Annotated in this window: 20 protein-coding genes and 1 tRNA gene; 5 read left to right on the forward strand and 16 right to left on the reverse strand. The window is 68.9% G+C overall.

Features of this window, described 5'->3' with window-relative positions; translation table 11 throughout:
• Positions 1-82 precede the first annotated feature (82 nt).
• Entirely contained in the window at positions 83-352 is a 270-nt protein-coding gene (locus H7827_RS15360; protein WP_432745809.1) for a hypothetical protein, read from the forward strand.
• A 1,136-nt stretch (positions 353-1,488) separates the two neighbouring features.
• Here H7827_RS15360 and H7827_RS15365 read toward each other — a convergent pair.
• The 4 genes from H7827_RS15365 to H7827_RS15380 all read right to left on the reverse strand — a co-directional run bounded on the left by H7827_RS15365 (position 1,489) and on the right by H7827_RS15380 (position 5,767).
• Positions 1,489-2,676, reverse strand: a complete 1,188-nt coding sequence (locus H7827_RS15365) for an AAA family ATPase (RefSeq protein WP_432745811.1) — start codon at positions 2,674-2,676, stop codon at positions 1,489-1,491.
• A 456-nt stretch (positions 2,677-3,132) separates the two neighbouring features.
• Positions 3,133-4,005 (reverse strand): LLM class F420-dependent oxidoreductase, encoded by an 873-nt coding sequence (locus tag H7827_RS15370; protein WP_432745813.1) that lies wholly within the window; start codon positions 4,003-4,005, stop codon positions 3,133-3,135.
• Positions 4,006-4,029: 24 nt separating this feature from the next.
• A complete protein-coding gene (locus tag H7827_RS15375) occupies positions 4,030-4,452 on the reverse strand; it encodes a Rieske (2Fe-2S) protein (RefSeq protein ID WP_432745815.1) in 423 nt (140 codons plus the stop codon).
• A gap of 25 nt (positions 4,453-4,477) precedes the next feature.
• Positions 4,478-5,767 (reverse strand): family 16 glycosylhydrolase, encoded by a 1,290-nt coding sequence (locus H7827_RS15380; protein ID WP_432745817.1) that lies wholly within the window; start codon positions 5,765-5,767, stop codon positions 4,478-4,480.
• Between the two features lie 130 nt (positions 5,768-5,897).
• Between H7827_RS15380 and H7827_RS15385 the strand changes: the two genes are divergently transcribed.
• Entirely contained in the window at positions 5,898-6,101 is a 204-nt protein-coding gene (locus tag H7827_RS15385; RefSeq protein ID WP_200366104.1) for a hypothetical protein, read from the forward strand.
• Positions 6,102-6,148: 47 nt separating this feature from the next.
• On the opposite strand, the gene H7827_RS15390 is transcribed toward H7827_RS15385, so the two are convergent.
• From H7827_RS15390 to H7827_RS15415, 6 genes are all read right to left on the reverse strand, one after another.
• Positions 6,149-7,003 carry an RNA polymerase sigma factor SigF gene (locus H7827_RS15390; RefSeq protein ID WP_030732317.1) on the reverse strand — a complete coding sequence of 285 codons (855 nt, stop codon included), beginning with the start codon at positions 7,001-7,003 and terminating at the stop codon, positions 6,149-6,151.
• A 199-nt stretch (positions 7,004-7,202) separates the two neighbouring features.
• Positions 7,203-7,985, reverse strand: a complete 783-nt coding sequence (locus H7827_RS15395; RefSeq protein WP_030732314.1) for an RNA polymerase sigma factor SigF — start codon at positions 7,983-7,985, stop codon at positions 7,203-7,205.
• A gap of 115 nt (positions 7,986-8,100) precedes the next feature.
• A complete protein-coding gene (locus H7827_RS15400) occupies positions 8,101-8,271 on the reverse strand; it encodes a hypothetical protein (RefSeq protein WP_432745820.1) in 171 nt (56 codons plus the stop codon).
• A gap of 72 nt (positions 8,272-8,343) precedes the next feature.
• Positions 8,344-8,430 (reverse strand) — tRNA-Ser (locus H7827_RS15405).
• A 10-nt stretch (positions 8,431-8,440) separates the two neighbouring features.
• Positions 8,441-8,965 carry a tRNA adenosine(34) deaminase TadA gene (tadA, locus tag H7827_RS15410; RefSeq protein ID WP_386540411.1) on the reverse strand — a complete coding sequence of 175 codons (525 nt, stop codon included), beginning with the start codon at positions 8,963-8,965 and terminating at the stop codon, positions 8,441-8,443.
• A gap of 21 nt (positions 8,966-8,986) precedes the next feature.
• A complete protein-coding gene (locus H7827_RS15415; RefSeq protein ID WP_432745822.1) occupies positions 8,987-9,556 on the reverse strand; it encodes a hypothetical protein in 570 nt (189 codons plus the stop codon).
• Positions 9,557-9,704: 148 nt separating this feature from the next.
• On the opposite strand from H7827_RS15415, the gene upp reads away from it, so the two are divergent.
• Complete coding sequence (gene upp / locus H7827_RS15420; protein ID WP_200366110.1) at positions 9,705-10,340, forward strand: uracil phosphoribosyltransferase; 636 nt, start codon at positions 9,705-9,707, stop codon at positions 10,338-10,340.
• Positions 10,341-10,349: 9 nt separating this feature from the next.
• Here upp and H7827_RS15425 read toward each other — a convergent pair whose 3' ends face one another.
• The 3 genes from H7827_RS15425 to H7827_RS15435 all read right to left on the reverse strand — a co-directional run bounded on the left by H7827_RS15425 (position 10,350) and on the right by H7827_RS15435 (position 12,940).
• A complete protein-coding gene (locus tag H7827_RS15425) occupies positions 10,350-11,066 on the reverse strand; it encodes a LytR C-terminal domain-containing protein (protein WP_432745824.1) in 717 nt (238 codons plus the stop codon).
• Between the two features lie 90 nt (positions 11,067-11,156).
• Positions 11,157-11,462, reverse strand: coding sequence for a type II toxin-antitoxin system VapB family antitoxin (locus H7827_RS15430; protein ID WP_030732301.1), 306 nt, complete (start codon positions 11,460-11,462; stop codon positions 11,157-11,159).
• 56 nt (positions 11,463-11,518) lie between these two features.
• A complete protein-coding gene (locus H7827_RS15435; protein WP_432745827.1) occupies positions 11,519-12,940 on the reverse strand; it encodes a M28 family peptidase in 1,422 nt (473 codons plus the stop codon).
• A 110-nt stretch (positions 12,941-13,050) separates the two neighbouring features.
• Here H7827_RS15435 and H7827_RS15440 point away from each other — a divergent pair, with 110 nt between their 5' ends.
• Both H7827_RS15440 and H7827_RS15445 read left to right on the forward strand, forming a co-directional pair.
• Complete coding sequence (locus tag H7827_RS15440; RefSeq protein ID WP_432745829.1) at positions 13,051-13,974, forward strand: AEC family transporter; 924 nt, start codon at positions 13,051-13,053, stop codon at positions 13,972-13,974.
• Positions 13,975-14,063: 89 nt separating this feature from the next.
• Positions 14,064-14,984 (forward strand): glycosyl hydrolase, encoded by a 921-nt coding sequence (locus H7827_RS15445; protein WP_432745831.1) that lies wholly within the window; start codon positions 14,064-14,066, stop codon positions 14,982-14,984.
• Here the strand turns inward: H7827_RS15445 and H7827_RS15450 are convergent.
• The 3 genes from H7827_RS15450 to H7827_RS15460 form a co-directional block, all read right to left on the reverse strand.
• Positions 14,950-15,258 (reverse strand): hypothetical protein, encoded by a 309-nt coding sequence (locus tag H7827_RS15450; protein ID WP_030732291.1) that lies wholly within the window; start codon positions 15,256-15,258, stop codon positions 14,950-14,952. The genes H7827_RS15445 and H7827_RS15450 overlap by 35 nt on opposite strands.
• Positions 15,259-15,332: 74 nt before the next feature.
• Positions 15,333-16,184 (reverse strand): ricin-type beta-trefoil lectin domain protein, encoded by an 852-nt coding sequence (locus tag H7827_RS15455; RefSeq protein WP_432745833.1) that lies wholly within the window; start codon positions 16,182-16,184, stop codon positions 15,333-15,335.
• A 14-nt stretch (positions 16,185-16,198) separates the two neighbouring features.
• Complete coding sequence (locus H7827_RS15460; protein ID WP_432745835.1) at positions 16,199-18,835, reverse strand: right-handed parallel beta-helix repeat-containing protein; 2,637 nt, start codon at positions 18,833-18,835, stop codon at positions 16,199-16,201.
• Between the last annotated feature and the right edge of the window lies 1 nt (position 18,836).

Here is an 18,836-nt window from a genome sequence, read left to right on the forward strand (position 1 = left end):
ACACGCTCACGATCCCCGACGGCGCGGTCCGCTTTCTCCTGTCAGCCCAGCCGGCGAAACACACGCCCCTGCCGAGGCGCGCATGGTGAACGAACACGAGTACCAGCACGAACAGCTCTACCGCTACGAGATCACTGCCGCCATGAACCATGTGGTCCGCGCCTGCCACGAGATCGCCCGCGAGCACAGCCACCGCGGCTTCTGGACGCCCCACACCGACCCCGGAGCCGAATTGCACATCGACCTCATCGAAGCCGCCCGCCGCGACATCCTGACCAAGCTCCAAGTGGTAGTCACAGCAGCCGAAACTGTTGCCTACGATATCGAGCAGGACCGCCAACGGACCCAGTGAGTGACAATCCTCTCTGCGAGTTCAAGGTGCCACGCAAGCGCGGCACGCGCGGCAGCGGGCCGCCGCTTGTGTCTCGCCCACGCCAGCCAGCGCCCGCTGGGCGCGCGCCGAGACAGGCTTAACTGGTTACGTTGAGGAATTCCGAGAGCCTCTTCTTTGATGGGTACTTGTGATTTTGGCGGAGTCACTGTACGGCAGCACATAGCAGCAATCAGTCCAGCCGAAGAGGAGTTTATGTCAGCAGCCATGCCAGTGTCACAGGACCGACGAAGAAGGCCTCTGCCTTACTCGGTTTTTGGTTAGCCCTTCGCACTTTAGACGCTGAGCATGTTGTGGAGGTGGTCCGACAGAGTCAGCAATAGAAATTTGCGACAGTAATCGAATGTGCGTCAAGCTAATATTCCTTTCTCCGATCGAATCCATTGGGCTCAAGGTGGCGAGCGCATCATTAGATTCCCAGCTGCAGAATAGTAATTACGCTAGCCAGATGAGTGACTACAGTTCAGAATTTGCAACCGATCAAATAAGTGGTGACTACCCGTGTAGTCGCTCGGAAAGCTGCTGCACCCTAAGTAGGCAGCGAGCCAAACTTGGTGATTCTCTAGCAGCCATACGAGGTCGCCAATTTCGCTGTCCAAATTCGCGAATATCTGAAGCGTAAGTTGGTCCGACAGACGCGCCGCTCTTGGACCTTGGAACTAGCCCCTCTCTGATATCTCTCTTTCGCGATCTGCGTGCCAGATTGATAATTTCTTGCTTCGGATCTCGGAGCGAATCAGGATTCCTTGGGATCCTGCTTTCGGCAACTCCAAGGAAATCTGCAATCGCCTCTCGATCAGCTAGAAGCCAACTTTCAAGTTCTGCCACTGCCACGCGAAAGACCATGTTCTCCGAGGGGTTCGGTAGCCATGTTGCCACGCTTTCGACGACGCAGTCCTCAGGCGAATCCATGTCAATGAGAACGAACCAGGGAAAATGAATGGCCGACTTGTTGTAGGCGGACAGTTTCCTCAGTAGGGAATTTTTCCCATTCTTTCCCTGGATCATTTTCGGCGTCAATCCAAACTCTCCGAGAATGGATCGAACGGCGCCTTCATCGGAGATTCCTTCAACTCCAACCATGACTTGATTCATTTCTACCCCACAAAGAAGCTCAACTGGCCAGCTTCCTCGGGGGCTGTTAGTTCTTTCAAGATATCCCCCAGTGGAACTCCGGCTTCCCGCAACGACTGAAGATCAGACTGCTCAGACAGTGAATTTACTGCAGTTCCTTCTGACTCTGGAATCAAAGCCAAAACTTCGTCCGAGCCAATTCCCGAATCATTCAAAATTTCGGGAGAATGCGAACTTACTAGAATTTGACGGGCGGACCTTCGTTGAACACGTGCGAACATCTGAGGAATATAACGGACCACCTCAGGGTGGAGTGAGAGCTCCGGCTCTTCAAGGAGCAATGGCCCCTTGGAGTCTGCTACGGCCCAGAGCAGTCCGAGAAGGCGAAGTGTGCCGTCAGAAAAATGATCTTCGGTTTGCCAGGCACCATTTGGCCTCCAGTGCTGGTATTTTCCTCGTAGATGCGGGACGCCCCGAATGTCAGGCTGCAATTCCAGAGTTTGTAGCTGTGGTACCGCGACCTTCAGTGCATCGACGATCTTGCGTAGTCTGGAATCACGCGTGGCCTTCGGCGTCCTTGCGATCTGTTCAAGAAAGTCTCCACCAAATGGGTCGTTCTTTTTTCCGACGGATCGATCCGGTTCGCGAACCAATTGAGGGACGATGTGCATATAATTCAAATTTGCGAAAAACTCTGCAACTGTCCTGAATCTGCGATTGACATTCACTTGCTCCAAGTGAGTCTGCTTCAAACGTTCGGCGTCATCACGGTCGCCGGAATCAGGTCTGCGTAGAACATCTTTCCCGCGATATTTCACCACTTCAGACTCGATAATGGGGCGTCGGTTATTATCTTGTTTGAACTTGAGTTCATACATCCATTCATTGGGAATTGAGTCATTCCCCAGGGTTACTTTTAGGGAAATTGATGGATATCTACGAGCGGCGAAAGAGCGGATCATGCTTACTCCTCCACGTCTGGCGACTGCGGCCTCAAAGCCACCTCCCACGGATACGATTTCGGACAAAAATCGAAAGCAGTCCAGAAAGTTCGATTTTCCTGACGCATTGGGACCCACCAGAAACATTCTCTGTTGCAAATCTACGGAGAAGCTGGTGAAGTTTCTCCAGTTTCCCACTTGAAGACTTGTAAAGCGCATGCCCCTGCGCTCCAGAGGCTCCAAGACAGTAGGGCTTTCGATGTTGCTCATTTTTCCTCCCCCTAGGGTTCGAAAAATCATCGCCTTGATAGAGATGCTACCGCTCTACGGGCGCCTTTGTCAGCGTTTCATCCGGACGGCCGGTATGGCCTTTCGTCTTTGTGTTTTTGTCCTGATCGATGGTGGAGCCATCATCAGAGTTGCATCCCGGGTCGGTGCGGCGGGGCACTTGGCTGGGGCCTGGTGTTGTGTGGCAAGACTTGTGCCGCTGTCAGTGAAAATCGTCATATCCGACACGGTCTCGTCTGCGTCAGCTGGTCTGAGGAGCAGGCGTAGCAGATCTGGTTCGGTCCACCATCTGGCAAAATCTGGTGACGATCTTGATGTTCTTCCTCAACGGACTGGTCGCTGCGTTGCTCAACAGGGCGAAACGGTGAGGCCCCGGATACCTAGGTGTGACTGACTGTTGTCTTCGGCCTTGATGGAGACGCATGGCTGAACCCGGCGTCACAGCAGGGCTTCGGCCAGGGTGTGCCATTGGGGGAGGGGGATTTCTTCTTCGTTCCGGGTGACCACGTTCAGGGCGACGTGGTCCGCGCCGGCCGCGTGGAAGGTTTCGACCTTGGCGGCGATGTCGGCCGGGGAGCCGAGGGCGAAGACCGCGTCGAGGAGGGGGTCCGAGCCGCCGTTCTCGAAGTCTTCGGTGGTGAAGCCCAGCCGCTGGAGGTTGTTCGTGTAGTTGGGGAGGGCCAGGTAGCGGGCCAGGTAGGTGCGGGCCGTCTCGCGGGCGCGGGGGATGTCCTCGTCCAGGACGACCTTCAGGTCGGGGGCGAGCAGGGCGTCCGGGCCGAGGGCCTCGCGGGCCTGCGCCGTGTGCTCCGCCGTGACCAGGTAGGGGTGGGCGCCCGCGGACTCGGTGCGGGCCAGCTCCAGCATGCGCGGGCCGAGGGCGGCCAGGACGCGGTGGTCCCTGGGGACCGGGGTGGTGGCCTCGTCCAGGGCGGTCAGGAAGTCCCGCATCGAGGCGTACGGCTTCTCGTAGCGCTCGGTGAGGATCTCGTGGCTGACGCCCAGGCCCAGCAGCAGCCGGTCGTCGAAGGCCGCGTTGACGCGGCTGAAGGCCTGGGCGACGTCGGCCGGCTCGTCGTTCCAGATGCTGAGGATGCCGGTGGCCACCACGATCCGGGAGGTGGCCTCCAGCAGCGGAACGGTGTCCCGCACGTGCGGGCTGCCGCCGAGCCAGATGGCGCCGTAGCCGAGGCGGTCCAGCTCGGTGGCGGCCTCGGTGATCAGGGCGCGGCGTTCGGGGTCCTCCGAGCGGAGCACGGGGGTCCAGATGCCGATCCTGCCGATGGTGTCCTTCAGCTGCTTCAGCGTCATGGGCCAAGCCTGCCATCCCGAGCTTCAGCCGACGGTGATTTCGTCCCCTTGTACATGGACGTCCAGCGGCGGGAGGGGTTTCAGGGCGGGGCCCGAGAGGGGTTCGCCGGTGGCGGCGTCGAAGACCGAGTTGTGCAGGTGGCAGCGGAGCTGGGTGCCCTCGGGGGTGACCTTGCCGCCCATGTGGGTGCAGACCGCGGTGAAGGCCACGAGCTCCGTGTCGTCGGCGCGGTAGAGCAGCGCCTCCTCGCCGGAGGCGGTGGCGACCTCCACCGCCTCGCCGACGGGGATGTCGGTCAGGGACAGCTCGGAGGGGGGCGTGGTCTGGTCGGCGCCGCCCCCGCCTGCGCCGCAGGCCGCCAGGCACAGGGTGCCGGCCGTCGCCGCCGCGCCCGTGAGCAGGGCGCGGCGGCTGGGAGGTGTGAGGGGTCTGTCCGTGGCTCTCATACCCCGGTGAACGAACGGGGACGGATCAGGGTGCCGTCCACTTCTGGGCCGCGTTCCCGGAGCAGGTCGCGATCTGGAGCTGGTTGTTGTTGGCCGGGTCCGCCCAGGGGACGTCCAGGCACTTGTCGGCGGAGATGTTCACGATGTCCCGCGCGCCGCTGATCGCCCAGCGCTGTGTCGCGTTGCCCGTGCAGTCCCACAGGTGGACCTTCGTGCCGTCGCCGGTCGCGCTGCCCACCAGGCTCAGGCACTTGCCCAGCGCGCGCAGGGTGCCGTCGGAGTGGACCGTCCAGCGCTGCGCCGAGGAACCGTTGCAGTCGTACAGGACGACCGGGGTGCCGTTCGCGGTGTTCGAGCCCGCCACGTCGACGCACTTGCCGGCCAGGCCGGAGATCTGGCCGGTGCGGCCGTTGCCGCCGCCGTTGTCGCCCCCGCCGTCGTACGAGGTGACCGTCACGTAGTCGACGATCATCTGCTGCGGGAAGGTGGTGCTGCCGTCCGGGTAGCCGGGCCATTCGCCGCCGACGGCCAGGTTGAGGATCATGAAGAACGGCTTGTTGAACGCCCACTGGTTGCCGCCGAGGTCGGCGGGGGTGCGGGTCTGGTAGGTGACGCCGTCCACGGACCAGCTGATCCGGTCGGGGGCCCAGTCCACCGCGAAGGTGTGGAAGTCGTCGGCGAAGGCCCGCCCGCCGGGCAGGGTGTACGAGGCGCCGATGCCGCCGCCGCCCGAGTAGCCGGGGCCGTGCAGGGTGCCGTGCACGGTGCCGGGCTCGCGGCCGATGTTCTCCATGATGTCGATCTCGCCGCTGGCCGGCCAGCCGATCTGGCCGATGTCGTTGCCCAGCATCCAGAACGCGGGCCAGATGCCCTGCCCGCGCGGCAGCTTGATGCGGGCCTCGACCTTGCCGTACGTCGTGGTGAACTTTCCGGCCGTGTTCATCCGGGCCGAGGTGTACTGGCAGGTCCCGTACCAGCACTGGTAGTTGTTCGGGTTCTCCTTGCGGGCGGTGATCACCAGGTTGCCGTTGCCGTCGAGGGCGGCGTTGTTGTTGCCCGGCGTGTAGTACTGGTGCTCGCGGTTGTTGCCGCTGTTGTCACCCGTCTCCAGCTGCCACTTGGAGCTGTCGACGGCCGAGCCGGCGGGGCCGTTGAAGTCGTCGTGGAACAGGACGGCCGCGGTGGACACGTCGGTGTCCGTCTCCTGGTCGGCCGTCGCGGTCATGGTCGTCAGCGCGGTCCAGGCCAGGGCCAGTGACAGACCTGCCGCGAGAAGTCCGCGGGTGGGGGTACGCAGTGCGTGTCTCCGCTTCATGGCCCTTATTTCAGCGGCTCACTCTGCGCATGACAAGGTGTTGGTATAGACCAGGCTTAGGGCGAGGTTAAGCCATCCTCAAGGGCCCGGACTGTGTCCTGTGGGCAGGCGTTCGCTAGGGTCACCGGACATGGCTCACAACCCCCAAGCACCCCAGAACCCGCAGCAGGATCCGGCGGGCAGCACCCAGATGTTCCGCGCCTTCGTCGACGAGGAGCCGCCGCAGCGGCGCGCCCAGCAGTCGGCGTCGGCCGGCCCGCGTGTCGGGCTGATCGTGGGCATCGTGGTGGGTGTCATCGCGCTCGCCGGCGTGGCCTGGCTCGCCTTCAGCTGACCCCTGTCACGTCCCCGGACCGGCGCCCCGACGCCGGTCCGGGTTTCTCATTCCTCGGCCGTCAGACCGTCGCGCAACTGGGCGAGGGTGCGCGTCAGCAGCCGTGAGACATGCATCTGCGAGATGCCGACCTCCTCGCCGATCTGCGACTGGGTCATGTTGGCGAAAAAGCGCAGCATGATGATCCGCCGCTCGCGCGCGGGCAGCTTCGCCAGCAGCGGCTTGAGGGACTCGCGGTACTCCACGCCCTCCAGCGCGCCGTCCTCGTAGCCGAGCCGGTCGGCCAACGAGCCCTCGCCGCCGTCCTCTTCGGGCGCGGGGGAGTCCAGGGAGCTGGCGGTGTAGGCGTTGCCGACGGCGAGGCCGTCGACGACCTCGTCCTCCGACACCCCCAGGCACACGGCGAGTTCGGCGACGGTGGGGGAACGGTCCAGGCGCTGCGCGAGTTCGTCGCTGGCCTTGGTGAGGGCGAGCCGCAGCTCCTGGAGCCGGCGCGGGACCCGTACCGACCACGAGGTGTCGCGGAAGAAGCGCTTGATCTCCCCGACCACGGTGGGCATCGCGAAGGTGGGGAACTCCACCCCGCGTTCGCAGTCGAAGCGGTCGATCGCCTTGATCAGGCCGATGGTGCCGACCTGGACGATGTCCTCCATCGGCTCGTTGCGGCTGCGGAACCGCGCCGCCGCGTACCGCACGAGCGGCAGGTTGAGCTCGATGAGGGTGTCCCGGACATAGCCGCGCTCGGGGCTGTCCTTCTCCAGGGTGGCGAGGCGCTGGAAGAGGGAACGCGAGAGCGTGCGGGTGTCGAGGCCTTCGGTCGGCGGTACGGCGGGGAGCGGTTCGGGTTCCTGCGGCGTGCCGGCTGTGGTGAGCACCTTGGAGCTGCCCAGTTCTACGGACATGCCACCCCCTTGAGGTCGTGGACGGTCACGGCGGCGCACTTGGTACGAGAAGTGGCGTCACCCTCGTGGATACCGGAGCTGCCGCCACGGCAAACGCGGTTCTAGCAGAATGTCACATGTCATCAACACGATGTAGCGTCATGTCGATAAAACGGCACAGCGAAGCCCGGAGTTCCAGGAGTTGGGTCCCTCGTTCGAGTTACGCGTCGATCGGATTTGCGGAACGCAGCCGCGCGAAGCTCCTGGTGAGCAGCCGGGACACGTGCATCTGCGAGACGCCCAGCTCCGCGCTGATCTGCGACTGGGTCAGATTGCGGTAGTAGCGCAGCAGCAGGATGCGCTGCTCGCGCTCCGGCAACTGCACCAGCAGATGCCGTACCAGCGCCCGGTGTTCGACCCCCGCCAGCTCCGGGTCCTCGTACCCGAGCCGCTCGATCAGCCCGGCGGACCCGTCGTCGCGCTCCTGCGCCGCCTCCAGCGACGAGACGCGGTACGCGCTGCCCGCCTCCAGCGAGGCCAGCACGTCCTCCTCGGGGATCTGGAGCCGCTCGGCGATCTCCGCCGGGTTCGGGTCCCGCCCCAGCGCCACCGTCAGCTCCTCGGTGGCCGCCCGTACCTGGGCCCACAACTCGTGCAGTCGGCGCGGCACATGGACCGAGCGCACGCTGTCACGGAAGTAGCGGCGGATCTCGCCCACGATGGTGGGCATCGCGAAGGTGGGGAACTGCACCCCCCGCTCCAGGTCGAACCGGTCGATCGCGTGGATCAGCCCGATCGTCCCGACCTGGACGATGTCCTCCATCGGTTCGTTGCGGCTGTGGAAGCGCAGCGCCGCGTACCGCACCAGCGGCACATTGGCCTCGATCAGCGCTCCACGGACCCGGGCGTGCTCGGCGGTGCCGGCCTCCAGCCGGTCCAGTTGCTCGAACAGCGCCTGCGTCAGCGCCCGTGCCTGGGCGCCCCGGGTCTGCGTCACCGCCACCAGCCGACCGACCTTTCACGTTTCAATCAACGGCAAAAGCGGTCATAGCATCACAAGACATGTCCACTGTGTGCAAGCACCTGAGCACGACGTGTTGATCGCCGCGCCCCGGGCGTCAGTGGACGAGGGAGGCCACGAACCGGCCCACCCCGAGCGCGGCCCCCGACACGGCCTCGATCGTCATCGCCGCGAAGTCCGCCGCCCGCCCCGGCTCCGCGATCACCGCGTACAGCATGAACACCAGCAGGGCGAAGAGCAGCAGCCGACGGGTGTGTTCCAGCGTCACAGCGGCGCCACCTCCCGCGGATACGGCGAGGGCCCGAGCCCCCGGAAGGGGGTCGGGCCCGTCGCACACACGCGGTAGCGGAGGGATTTGAACCCTCGGTGGAGTTGCCCCCACACTCGCTTTCGAGGCGAGCTCCTTAGGCCGCTCGGACACGCTACCGTGCGGAAGCTTAGCATCCGCCGCGCCGGAAGAATTCCGTGAGGAGGCCCGCGGTCTCCGCCTCCAGCACGCCACCGATCACCTCGGGCCGGTGATTGAGCCGCCGGTCGCGCAGGACGTCCCACAGCGAGCCCGCGGCCCCCGTCTTGGCGTCCCTGGCGCCGTACACGACGCGGTCCACCCGGGAGAGCACGATGGCCCCCGCGCACATCGTGCACGGCTCCAGCGTGACCACCAGCGTGCAGCCGGTCAGCCGCCAGTCGCCCAGATGCCCGGCGGCCTCGCGCAGCGCCAGCACCTCGGCGTGCGCGGTCGGGTCCCCGGTGGCCTCCCGCTCGTTGAAACCCCGGCCGAGCACGGCCGCGCCGTCCGGCCCGCCGGGGCCGAGCACCAGCGCCCCGACGGGTACGTCACCGGCCGCGCCCGCCGTGCCGGCCAGGGTCATGGCCCGCCGCATCGCGGGGATCCAGGGATCGCGCACGGGGTCCGCGGGGTCTGCGGGGTACGGGGGGCCGGCAGCCGTTCCGTCACCCATCCCGCGCGGCACCCCGGGCGGTCACCTGACGGCCTCCAGCACATCCGCCGCGCCCAGCGTCTCGGCGATCTCGCCGAGCGCGTCGTCGGCGGAGAGCTTGAGCACGGTCCCGGCGTCGATGCCGAGATCGGCCAGCAGGCCCGCGTCCCCGACCGGGCCGCGCGGCACCTCGTCCGGATCGGTGTCGCCGTCGCCGTCCAGGGCGCCGCCGGCGCCGGTCTCGTCGTCGTCCGTGTCCCGGCCGGCCCCGACCTCGTCGTCCGCGGGCTCGTCCAGGTCATCGAGGGCCAGCATGTCGGCTTCCGCCGCCTCCCGGCCCAGCAGTTCGTCCGTCAGCAGGATCTCGCCGTACGCGCTGCGCATGGCCCGTGCGGCGTCCGAGACGAAGACGCGTGGATCGTCCTCGCCGTCGATCCGGACGATGCCGAACCAGACGCCCTCCTGCTCGATGCAGACCAGGACGGTGTCGTCATCGGGAGCTGCCTCCCGGGCCATATCGGCCAACTCGTCCAGGCTCTCCACATCGTCGAACTCGGTATCACTCGCTTCCCAACCATCATCGGTCCGCGCGAGCAGTGCGGTGAAGTACACCGTGACTCTCCCCACTCGGTCTGGCTCTGCCACTCAGCATCGTGGCAGAAAAGGGGTGCCCTGTCGGGTAACCCGGCAGTTCACCCGCGGAATATTCCGCATCCGCCCGGCAGCCGGGGTGTCCGGGGCATTCGGTACTGTCGCACTCATGCGGACCCATGTCGTCGACCACCCGCTGGTGGCGCACAAGCTGACCACGCTGCGCGACGAGCGCACCGATTCCCCCACCTTCCGGCGGCTGGCTGACGAGCTGGTCACCCTGCTGGCGTACGAAGCGACCCGTGACGTCCGCACCGAACTCGTGGACATCACCACCCCCGTGGCCGCGACGACGGGGGTGCGCCTGTCACACCCCAAGCCCCTCGTCGTGCCGATCATACGGGCGGGTCTGGGGATGCTCGACGGCATGGTGCGGCTGCTGCCGACCGCCGAGGTGGGCTTCCTGGGGATGGTCCGGGACGAGGAGACGCTCCAGGCGGCGACGTACGCCTCGCGGATGCCCGAGGACCTGTCGGGGCGCCAGGTGTACGTGCTGGACCCGATGCTGGCGACGGGCGGCACGCTGGTGGCGGCGATCCGGGACCTGATCGAGCGCGGCGCCGACGACGTGACCGCGATCTGTCTGCTGGCCGCGCCGGAGGGTGTGGAGTTGATGGAGCGCGAGCTGGCCGGAGCGCCGGTCACGATGGTGACGGCGGCGCTCGACGAGCGGCTGAACGAGCTGGGCTACATCGTGCCGGGTCTGGGCGACGCCGGCGACCGGCTGTACGGGACGGCCGGCTGACGCGGCCGGTCAGCAGGCCGGGGCGGTCTCCTCTTCCGCGGGCTTGCGGAGCTCCTCCAGGGCGCGGGCGGCGTCCTGGGGGGCGGAGAGGTTCTTGAAGCCCTCGCCGATGACGAAGTCGACCTGGGGGCCGGCCGCGGCCTCCTCGTCCTGCTCCTCGCCCTCGGGCGCGGCCGGGGCCGCCGCGTCCCCCTCGGCCTGCTCGGCGCCGGCCAGCTGGGCGCCGACCACGGCCAGCGCGCCGGACTCCTGGGCGTCGGCGGCGCCCATCAGCAGCCCGGGTGCCGCGACCTTGCCGTCCAGTTCCTCGGGGGCGTTGTCCACCGTGCCGATGGTGAAGCCGCGTTCGGCGAGCGCGTCGGCGGTCTGCTGGGCGAGGCCGGTACGTGCGGTCGCGTTGTAGACGTTGACGGTGATCGTCTTGGGCTCGGGCAGTTCCGCCAGCGGTCCCGAGGCGCCCTCGGTCTCCTCCCCGACCCCGGGCCGGTCGGTGGCGCACTCCCGCACGCCGGAGGCGGCCGGCCGGGTGCCGTCGCCCTCCGCGTCCGCGGAGAACACCCGGATGAGCTGGAGCGTGCCGGTGCCCACCAGGCCGAGGACCGCGAGGGTGGACAGGGCCACGGCAACGGTGCGGCGGCGACGGCGCGGGGGGCGCATCCGGGGGTAGCGGTCACCCGTGACGCGGTTCTTCTTTCCGCCCATGCCGGGAGGCGTCAGCATGCTCATGGACGCAGCGTAGTCATGTGCGGCGCCAGGACCTACTAAATGATCAACCGATGGGCGGAACCGGCCCCGAACGGCGGACCGGCCGCGGCCTCACAGCGGGTGGTCCATCTCCAGGACCCGGGCGTGCAGGACCTGGCGCTGCTGGAGCGCGGCGCGGACCGCCCGGTGCAGGCCGTCCTCCAGATAGAGGTCGCCCTGCCACTTCACGACATGGGCGAAGAGGTCGCCGTAGAAGGTGGAGTCCTCGGCGAGCAGCGTTTCCAGGTCCAGCTGGCCCTTGGTGGTGATCAGCTGGTCCAGGCGCACGGGGCGCGGGGCGACGTCCGCCCACTGCCGCGTGTTCTCCCGGCCGTGGTCAGGGTATGGCCGGCCGGTTCCGATGCGCTTGAAGATCACAGGCAGAGCCTACCGGGCGGGGCCCCCACCGCGCAGCCGCACAGTTTTTTCCGGCCTCAGGGGGCGGTGGTGAGCGCCTCCGGGTGCCACACGGCACGGCCGACCGTCCCCGCGATCACGCGGACGTTCGCGGCCAGCGCCGCGTGGCCGATATTGCCGAGGTCGTCGCAGGCGGAGTGGTAGCAGGGATCGTACGGTTCGCCCGCCGTGCCGCCCCACAGCCGGGCCTGGGCCTCGGTCTTCAGGCCCTCGGCGCCGGTGAACAGGCCGCCGGCCGCGATGCCCGCCTCGACGAAGGGGGCGTGGTCGCTGCGGCTGCCGAACGGCGTGAGTTCGGCGGTCAGGCCCTGTTCGGCGAGGGACGTCACCAGGTGCTCCGTGACCGCGGCCGAGCCGGCCGGCCCCTCGCTCCCGTCGTAGACGAACAGGGCGTGGTTGGGGGAGGCGATCATGTCGAAGTTCAGATAGACGGAGATCGCGTCCCGCTCGGCGCCGGTGAGCCCGGCCACGTAGTGGCGGGAGCCGAGCAGCCCCCACTCCTCCGCGGACCACAGCGCGAACCGTACGGTGGCGCCGCCGCCGCGGTGGTGCTCGGCCAGCCGCAGGGCGGTCTCCAGGACGCCGGCCGTGCCGGAGCCGTTGTCGTTGATGCCGGGGCCCTCGCGCACCGAGTCCAGGTGGGCGCCCGCCATCACCACCCGGTCGGGGTCGCCGCCCCGGCTCTCGGCGATGACGTTGAAGGTCTCGCGCTCCTCGGCGAGCTGTTCCAGCTCCAGGTGGACGGTCGCCCCGTCCGCCGCCGCCAGTTCGTGTCCGTCCGCCAGGGTGAGGCCGCCGACCGGGATCACCCCGGCGTCCGGGTCGCTGAGGCTGCCGGTGAAGGGGGTGTCGCCGGGGACGTTGTCGTGGACGAGGGCGGCCACCGCGCCCGCCGCCGCCGCGTGGGCGGCCTTCTCGGCGAAGGTGCAGGTGCCGCGGGCGATGAGGGCGATCCGGCCCCGGTACGCGTCGCCCGCGAAGTCGCCGGGCGCGCAGCCCTCGCTCCCGGTGACGGCGAGCGGGGCCGTCAGCCCGCCGGGCGGGGTGTTCGCGGTGTACGTGAGGGCCCGTACGGGGACGGCGCGCTCCCCGTCGCCGGTGAGGGTGAGGCGTTCGGCGGTGGTCTCCCGGTGGGAGAAGGTGAAGGGCTGGTGGCTGACCCGGTAGCCGGCCGCCTCCAGCAGCGCGGTGGCGTACCGCGCCGAGCGCTCGTGGCCGGTGCTGCCGGCCTCGCGGTGGCCGCCGGAGGCGTCGGCGATCCGCTGGAGGGCGGTCAGATGGCGCAGGGCGCCCTCGGCGGTGGTCCGCTCGGCGAGGACCTCGGCGAGGTGGTCGCCGGGGCCGGGGGCCTCGGTGGCCCGGGGGGTTTCGGGGGCGAGTCCGAGCAGGAGGGGGAGGACGGCCAGCGGCGCGATGATCGTACGCATTCTCGTGTGCACGGAGGGTGACGGTAGGCGTCCGGCTCGGTGCTGTCACGCAGGTCAGCGGTGCGTCCCGGTAGTTGAGATCACATTGACCTATTAGATGTACACGACACATAGTTGCCCGCATGGGTGGTGTGATCACAGGGTTCGCGATCATCGCCAGCGTGATCGGCACCGGCTATCTGCTCGGATGGCGGGGATCGCTCGGCGAGAACGGGCGGGAGGTCCTCACCAAGCTCGCCTTCTACGTCGCCACCCCCGCGCTGCTGTTCACCACCCTCGCCGGCGCCGACCTGGGCGTCATCTTCTCCACCCCGCTGCTGGTCACCGCCATCTCGACGTTCGCGGTCGCGGCCGTCTTCATCGCGCTCGGCGCGATACGCGGCTGGGGGGTGGGCCGCACCACCGTCGGCGCGCTGTGCTCCAGCTACGTGAACGCGGGCAACCTCGGCATCCCCATCGCCGTGTACGTGCTGAACGACGCCACCCTGGTCGCGCCGGTGCTGCTTTTCCAGCAGCTCATCGTCATGCCGGTGGCGCTGACCGTGCTCGACCTGTCGGGCGGGGGCAGCGCGGACACCCCGGTGTGGCAGCGGGTGCTGACCCCGTTCCGCAACCCCGTGGTGATCAGCGCGCTCGCCGGCGTGGCGGTGGCGGGATCCGGCTGGACGGTGCCCGAGCAACTGCTGGAGCCCGCGGTGCTCATCGGCAACATGGCGGTGCCCGCCGTGCTGCTGGCGTTCGGGATCTCGCTGCACGGCAGCAGCCTGCCGGGGCAGGGGGACGACCGCTGGCCGATGCTGCTGTCCGTCGCCCTGAAGTCGGTGGGCATGCCGGTGGTGGCCTGGGCGGTGGCCGCCGGGGTCTTCGGGCTCGGGGCCACCGACGTCTTCCATGTCGTGGTGACCTCCGCGCTGCCGGCCGCGCAGAACCTGTTCACCTACGCCTCCCGCTACCAGGTGGGGGTGCGGCTGGCCCGGGAGTCGATCCTGCTGTCGACGGTGCTGGCCATTCCGGTGCTGGTGGTCGTGGCGGCCCTGCTGGGCTGACCCGGGGCGGCGCGCGGACCGGCCGCCCGTGATGTTGGGTTAGGTTCAGCTCTGTTGATTCGCGGGCGTTTCTCTTACGCTTCGGCCCTATGACCGTTCTCTTCCGCGACCCCGTGCACGACGGGGCCACCGACCCCACCCTCATCCGGCACCGCGACACCGGCGCGTGGTGGATGTTCTACACCGCCCGCCGGGCCGGCCACGACGGCGCGGGCGTGGAGTGGGTGCACGGCACCGACATCGGCATCGCCGTCAGCACCGACGACGGCGCGCACTGGGAGTACCGGGGCATCGCCCGCGGCCTGGAGTACGAGGCGGGCCGCAACACCTACTGGGCCCCCGAGGTGCTGTGGCACGACGGCACGTACCACATGTACGTGACCTACCTCACCGGCATCCGCGCCGACTGGAGCGGGCCGCGCCACATCCTCCACTACACCTCGGCCGACCTCGAGCACTGGAGCTTCGTCTCCCGCCTGGAACTCTCCTCCGAGAAGGTCATCGACGCCTGCGTGTGGCCGCTGCCGCCCGAGGCCGGCGGCGGCTGGCGGATGTGGTTCAAGGACGAGGCGGACGGCTCCACAATTCACGCCGCGGATTCACCCGATCTCTTCTCCTGGCGCCCGATCGGCCGCGCCCTGGAGGGTGACCAGGCCCACGAGGGCCCCACCGTCCTGGCCCACGCCGACGCCTACTGGATGCTCACCGACTGCTGGGACGGGCTGCTGGTGTACCGCTCCACCGACCTGACCCACTGGGAGCGGCAGCCCGGCGCCGTCCTGGCCGGTGAGAGCCCCGCGCACCACGCGGTCGCGATCGGTCAGGGGGACGACGCGGGGCTGCTCGTCTACTTCACCCAGCCCGAGCCCGACAGCGTGCCGCGCCGTTCCCAGGTCGAGGCGCTGCCGCTGGCGGTCGTGGACGGCGCGCTGACACCCCTGATGTCCGGCACGCTCCCGCCGCTGCGCGCGGACCTCACCGTGCCGCTGCGCGGCGGGACGGCGCACTGAGCGGCTCCGCCGCCGCGCCGCCCCCGTAGCACTGCGGGCAGTGCTCGCGCCGCACCTCCAGCGGCGAACGCGCGTCGTCGTAGCGGTAGATCTCGCCCACCGAGCCGTCACAACCCCGGGTCGGACACGGGGCGTTGGCACGCAGCGCGGAGGCGCGCGGGGCGGCGGCCGGCACCCAGTTGCAGGACAGGCAAGGGTGGAGGAAGATCTCGCCGCGCACGTCCAGCGCGGTCACCGCCTGCGGGGCATCGCAATCGGGGCAGGGGTAGGCCATGCGCCGGAACGTACCCGGCTCACGCCCTTCCCCTGCCCCGAGTCAGCTTCTGTCACCCGTGGACGCCCGTGCGATCAGCCGGAGATGGTCCACTTCTGCGCCGGGTTGCCCGAGCAGATGGCGATCTGGAGCTGGATGCCGCTGGAGGAGTCCGCCCAGGGCACGTCCAGGCACTTGTCGGCCGAGATGTTCACGATGTCGTTGTTGGGGCTGACGGCCCAGCGCTGGGTGGCGTTCCCGGTGCAGTCCCACATGTGCAGGAGCGTGCCGTCGGTGGTCTTGGCGCCCACCACGCTCAGGCAGTTGCCCATCGCGCGCAGGGTGCCGTCCGACCAGAAGTTCCACTTCTGGGCGTTGCTGCCGTTGCAGTCGAACAAGGTGGCGGGCGTGCCGTTGTCGGTACGGGAGTTGGCCACGTCCAGACACTTGCCGTCCAGACCCTTGATCTGGACATTGCCCCGGGTGATGTACGGGGCCGGCGGGTCCTCGTTCTTGGGCTCGGCCGGAGGATCGTTCTTCTTCTCCTCCTTCTCGGCCGGCGGGTCCGCCTTCTTCTCCTCCTCGACCACCACCGGCGGGGCGGGCGGGGGCGCGGCCGGCGGGTCGGCCTGCCTCCGCTCCTCCTCCTTCTCCTCCTCGGCTTCCTCTTCCTCCTCCTCGACGAGCTCCTCCTCGGGCTCCTCGGAGGGCAGTTCCTCGATGATCAGGGGCGGGAGTTCGAACTCGGGGGTACGGACGTCGGCGGCCAGTTCGGTGTTGCCGCTGTCGAAGACGTTGGCGCTCAGCAGCGGCACCGCGAGGACGGTGGCGGCCGCGAGCACGACGCCGGAACCCAGCGACGTCCACACCCGGCGGCCGGGAACGAGACCGCGCGGCGCCCGGGCGGGCGCGCGGGCGAAGGTCTCCGCGAATCGTGCATCGGACATGGGGTCTTCTCCTGTCAGAGGGGAAGGTCTTCTTCGCGCAGCGTCATCAGCTGCTGCGCCTCGGGGCTGGTCAGTTCGGAGACACGCATGGCCTGACGCTCCGTCATGGCCTGGAACAGCTGGCGCGCGGTACGGCCGTTGCCGAACCGGTCATCGCGCGGAATGGCCTCCACATAGGCCGCCAGCCGGTCGCGGGCGCCGTCGCTCAGCTCGTAGCTGTGCAGCTGGGCGTGGTGTTCCACGATGGACACGAGTTCCTGGGAGGTGTAGTCGGCGAACAGCAGCGTACGGGTGAACCGTGAGGACAGGCCAGGGTTGGAGCCGATGAAGCGGTCCATGTCCTGGGGATATCCGGCGGCGATGACCACGACCTCGTCACGGTGGTCCTCCATGAGCTTCACCAGGGTCGCGATCGCCTCCCCACCGAAGTCATTGGCGACACCGGCCGGAACCAGCGCGTACGCCTCGTCGATGAAGAGTACGCCGCCGCGCGCCCGCTGGAACGCCTCGGTGGTCTTGGGACCGGTGTGCCCCACGTACTCACCGACCAGCGCGCTGCGGTCCACCTCCACCAGGTGGCCCTTGCCCAGCAGCCCCAGCGCCTTGAGCAGCCGGCCGTACAGCCGCGCCACCGTCGTCTTGCCCGTACCGGGGTTGCCCGCGAAGACCAGATGCCGTGAGAGGGGCGGGGCCGGCAGCCCGGCCTCCTCGCGCATCCGCACCATCTGCATGAGCTTGACCATGCCGCCGACGTCGCCCTTGACCCCGTCCAGGCCCACCAGCTCGTCGAGTTCGGCCAGCAGCTCCTCCAGGGTCTCCGGCTCCGGCTCGGCCTCGCCCGCGTCGGCCAGACCCGCCTCGGGGTCATCGGCCGAGGCCGGTCCGGTGCCGCCGTTGATGTCCTGGGGCACGGCGGGCGGGCTCCCGGGGCCGGTGCCGGGACCCGCGGGACCGCCACCGCCCTTGGGGCCGGTGCCGATCGGGCCGCCGGTCAGCGTCGCGCTGCCCACCCGGACCGACACGCACTCCTCGAACGTCGGCTTCGCCCCGTTCGCCGTGCCCACGTCCTGCTCGCAGTCGAAGACCCGGCAGCCGCGGAACACCGGCTCGGCGTCCGCCCCGATGTGCAGCGCCGGGAAGGTGGTCACCGACACGTCGCAGTGCTCGAAGAGGCCGCGCGCCTTCTCCCCGACCAGGATGCCGTTCTTGCCGGCCCGTTCGATCCGCACCCCGCGCACCTGCGGCTCGGTGCCCTGCCACACCACCAGGCCGCTGCCGCCCGCCCCGTAGACCCCGCCGCCCTCCATCCGCAGCCGGGCCCCGGAGTCCACCGTCACCCCGGCGCTGCCCACCCCGGTCACCGAGGTGGCCAGCAGGGCGACGGTGGCGTCCGTGCCGATCTCCACGCCGCCCTTGCTCTGGCCCCCGATGGCGCACTCGCGCAGTTCGCTCTCGCCCGAGGACCGCACCCGCACCCCGGTCTCGCCGCCCACCACCCGGCTGCCGCGCATCGTCAGCCGGGCCGCATCCGTCACCTGCGCCCCGCACATCACCGCGCCGGTCAGGGTGCAGCCGGTCAGCTCGGCGCTCGCCGAGTCGGTGACGGCCACCGCGTGTTCGCGGCTGTCGGCGACGACGGTGCCCAGCACCGTGCCCGTGGAGCGGTCCGCGAAGTGCAGAGCGGAGAAACCGGTACGCGACAGCTGGCAGTTCACCGCCTCCGCCGTGGCGTCCCCCAGCGCGAGCAGGCCGTTGGCGGCCGGCTCCACGATCCGGCAGCCGTTCGCGATCAGCCGGGTGGTGCCGCCCGCCGCCAGCGCGCTGCCGCCGGCCCGGGTGACCCGGCAGTCCGTCAACTCGGCGCGTGCCTCGTGGTCCAGCTGCACCCCGGACATCGCCACGCCGTCGATGCGGCAGTCCTCCACCTTGGCACGCGCGGTGTCCTGCACCAGCACCCCGTGCCGCCCCGCCCCGGACAGCCGCGCGTCGCGCACCAGCAGCCGGGAGTTGCCCCGGGCGCGCAGCGCCGAACCGGACACCTCGCTCACCCGCAGCCGCTCGGCCAGCAGCACCGCGGCACCCGACAGCACCACCCCGATGCCCTCCACCGAGTCGATGATCGAGTCCTCGGCGCGGGCCCGGGCGTCGCCGTCCAGGTGCAGGGCGGTGTGGTGCGCGCCGTGCAGCCGGGTGTGCCGCAGGACGAGTACGCCGCCGGCCACCGGATCGTCCAGCTGGGCGCGCAGATCGTCGTCCACCGTCAGCGGCAGCGGGCCCCCGTCGGGGTCGGCCGGCACCCCGGCCGAGCCCAGCACCTCCACCCGGCCGTGACTGAGCCCGCAGTCCTCCAGGGTGAGCCCGGAGCCGTCCTCGACCCGGACCAGCGGCTGGGCCGGGTCCTGGCCGCGCAGCACCAGGCCGCGCACCAGGCAGTCGGCGGCGGCCACGGTCAGCGCCGGACTCTCCACCGGGCGGATGACGACCGAGCCCGCGCCGGCGGCCGGTTCCAGGGTGACGCGGCGCTCCAGGCGCAGCGCCTCCGGGTATTCGCCGGGCGCGATGGAGATCACCGCGCCCGCCTCGGCGGCGGCCAGGGCGCGCGCGATGGTGCGGTGGGCACCGCGGCCCTTGGGGGCGACCAGGATCTTCATC

The sequence above is a fragment of the Streptomyces sp. JH002 genome (genome assembly GCF_050916115.1).
Lineage (GTDB): Bacteria > Actinomycetota > Actinomycetes > Streptomycetales > Streptomycetaceae > Streptomyces > Streptomyces xiamenensis.

What these genes read in the sequence shown, in the direction of transcription:
- H7827_RS15450 (WP_030732291.1), bottom strand. Translation starts at nt 15,258, where the DNA reads ATGGCCTACCCCTGCCCCGATTGCGATGCCCCGCAGGCGGTGACCGCG.
- H7827_RS15425 (WP_432745824.1), bottom strand. Translation starts at nt 11,066, where the DNA reads ATGAGCATGCTGACGCCTCCCGGCATGGGCGGAAAGAAGAACCGCGTC.
- tadA (WP_386540411.1), bottom strand. Translation starts at nt 8,965, where the DNA reads ATGGGTGACGGAACGGCTGCCGGCCCCCCGTACCCCGCAGACCCCGCG.
- H7827_RS15455 (WP_432745833.1), bottom strand. Translation starts at nt 16,184, where the DNA reads ATGTCCGATGCACGATTCGCGGAGACCTTCGCCCGCGCGCCCGCCCGG.
- H7827_RS15370 (WP_432745813.1), bottom strand. Translation starts at nt 4,005, where the DNA reads ATGACGCTGAAGCAGCTGAAGGACACCATCGGCAGGATCGGCATCTGG.
- H7827_RS15360 (WP_432745809.1), top strand. Translation starts at nt 83, where the DNA reads ATGGTGAACGAACACGAGTACCAGCACGAACAGCTCTACCGCTACGAG.
- H7827_RS15460 (WP_432745835.1), bottom strand. Translation starts at nt 18,835, where the DNA reads ATGAAGATCCTGGTCGCCCCCAAGGGCCGCGGTGCCCACCGCACCATC.
- H7827_RS15375 (WP_432745815.1), bottom strand. Translation starts at nt 4,452, where the DNA reads ATGAGAGCCACGGACAGACCCCTCACACCTCCCAGCCGCCGCGCCCTG.
- H7827_RS15365 (WP_432745811.1), bottom strand. Translation starts at nt 2,676, where the DNA reads ATGAGCAACATCGAAAGCCCTACTGTCTTGGAGCCTCTGGAGCGCAGG.
- H7827_RS15380 (WP_432745817.1), bottom strand. Translation starts at nt 5,767, where the DNA reads ATGAAGCGGAGACACGCACTGCGTACCCCCACCCGCGGACTTCTCGCG.
- H7827_RS15390 (WP_030732317.1), bottom strand. Translation starts at nt 7,003, where the DNA reads ATGTCCGTAGAACTGGGCAGCTCCAAGGTGCTCACCACAGCCGGCACG.
- upp (WP_200366110.1), top strand. Translation starts at nt 9,705, where the DNA reads ATGCGGACCCATGTCGTCGACCACCCGCTGGTGGCGCACAAGCTGACC.
- H7827_RS15385 (WP_200366104.1), top strand. Translation starts at nt 5,898, where the DNA reads ATGGCTCACAACCCCCAAGCACCCCAGAACCCGCAGCAGGATCCGGCG.
- H7827_RS15445 (WP_432745831.1), top strand. Translation starts at nt 14,064, where the DNA reads ATGACCGTTCTCTTCCGCGACCCCGTGCACGACGGGGCCACCGACCCC.
- H7827_RS15440 (WP_432745829.1), top strand. Translation starts at nt 13,051, where the DNA reads ATGGGTGGTGTGATCACAGGGTTCGCGATCATCGCCAGCGTGATCGGC.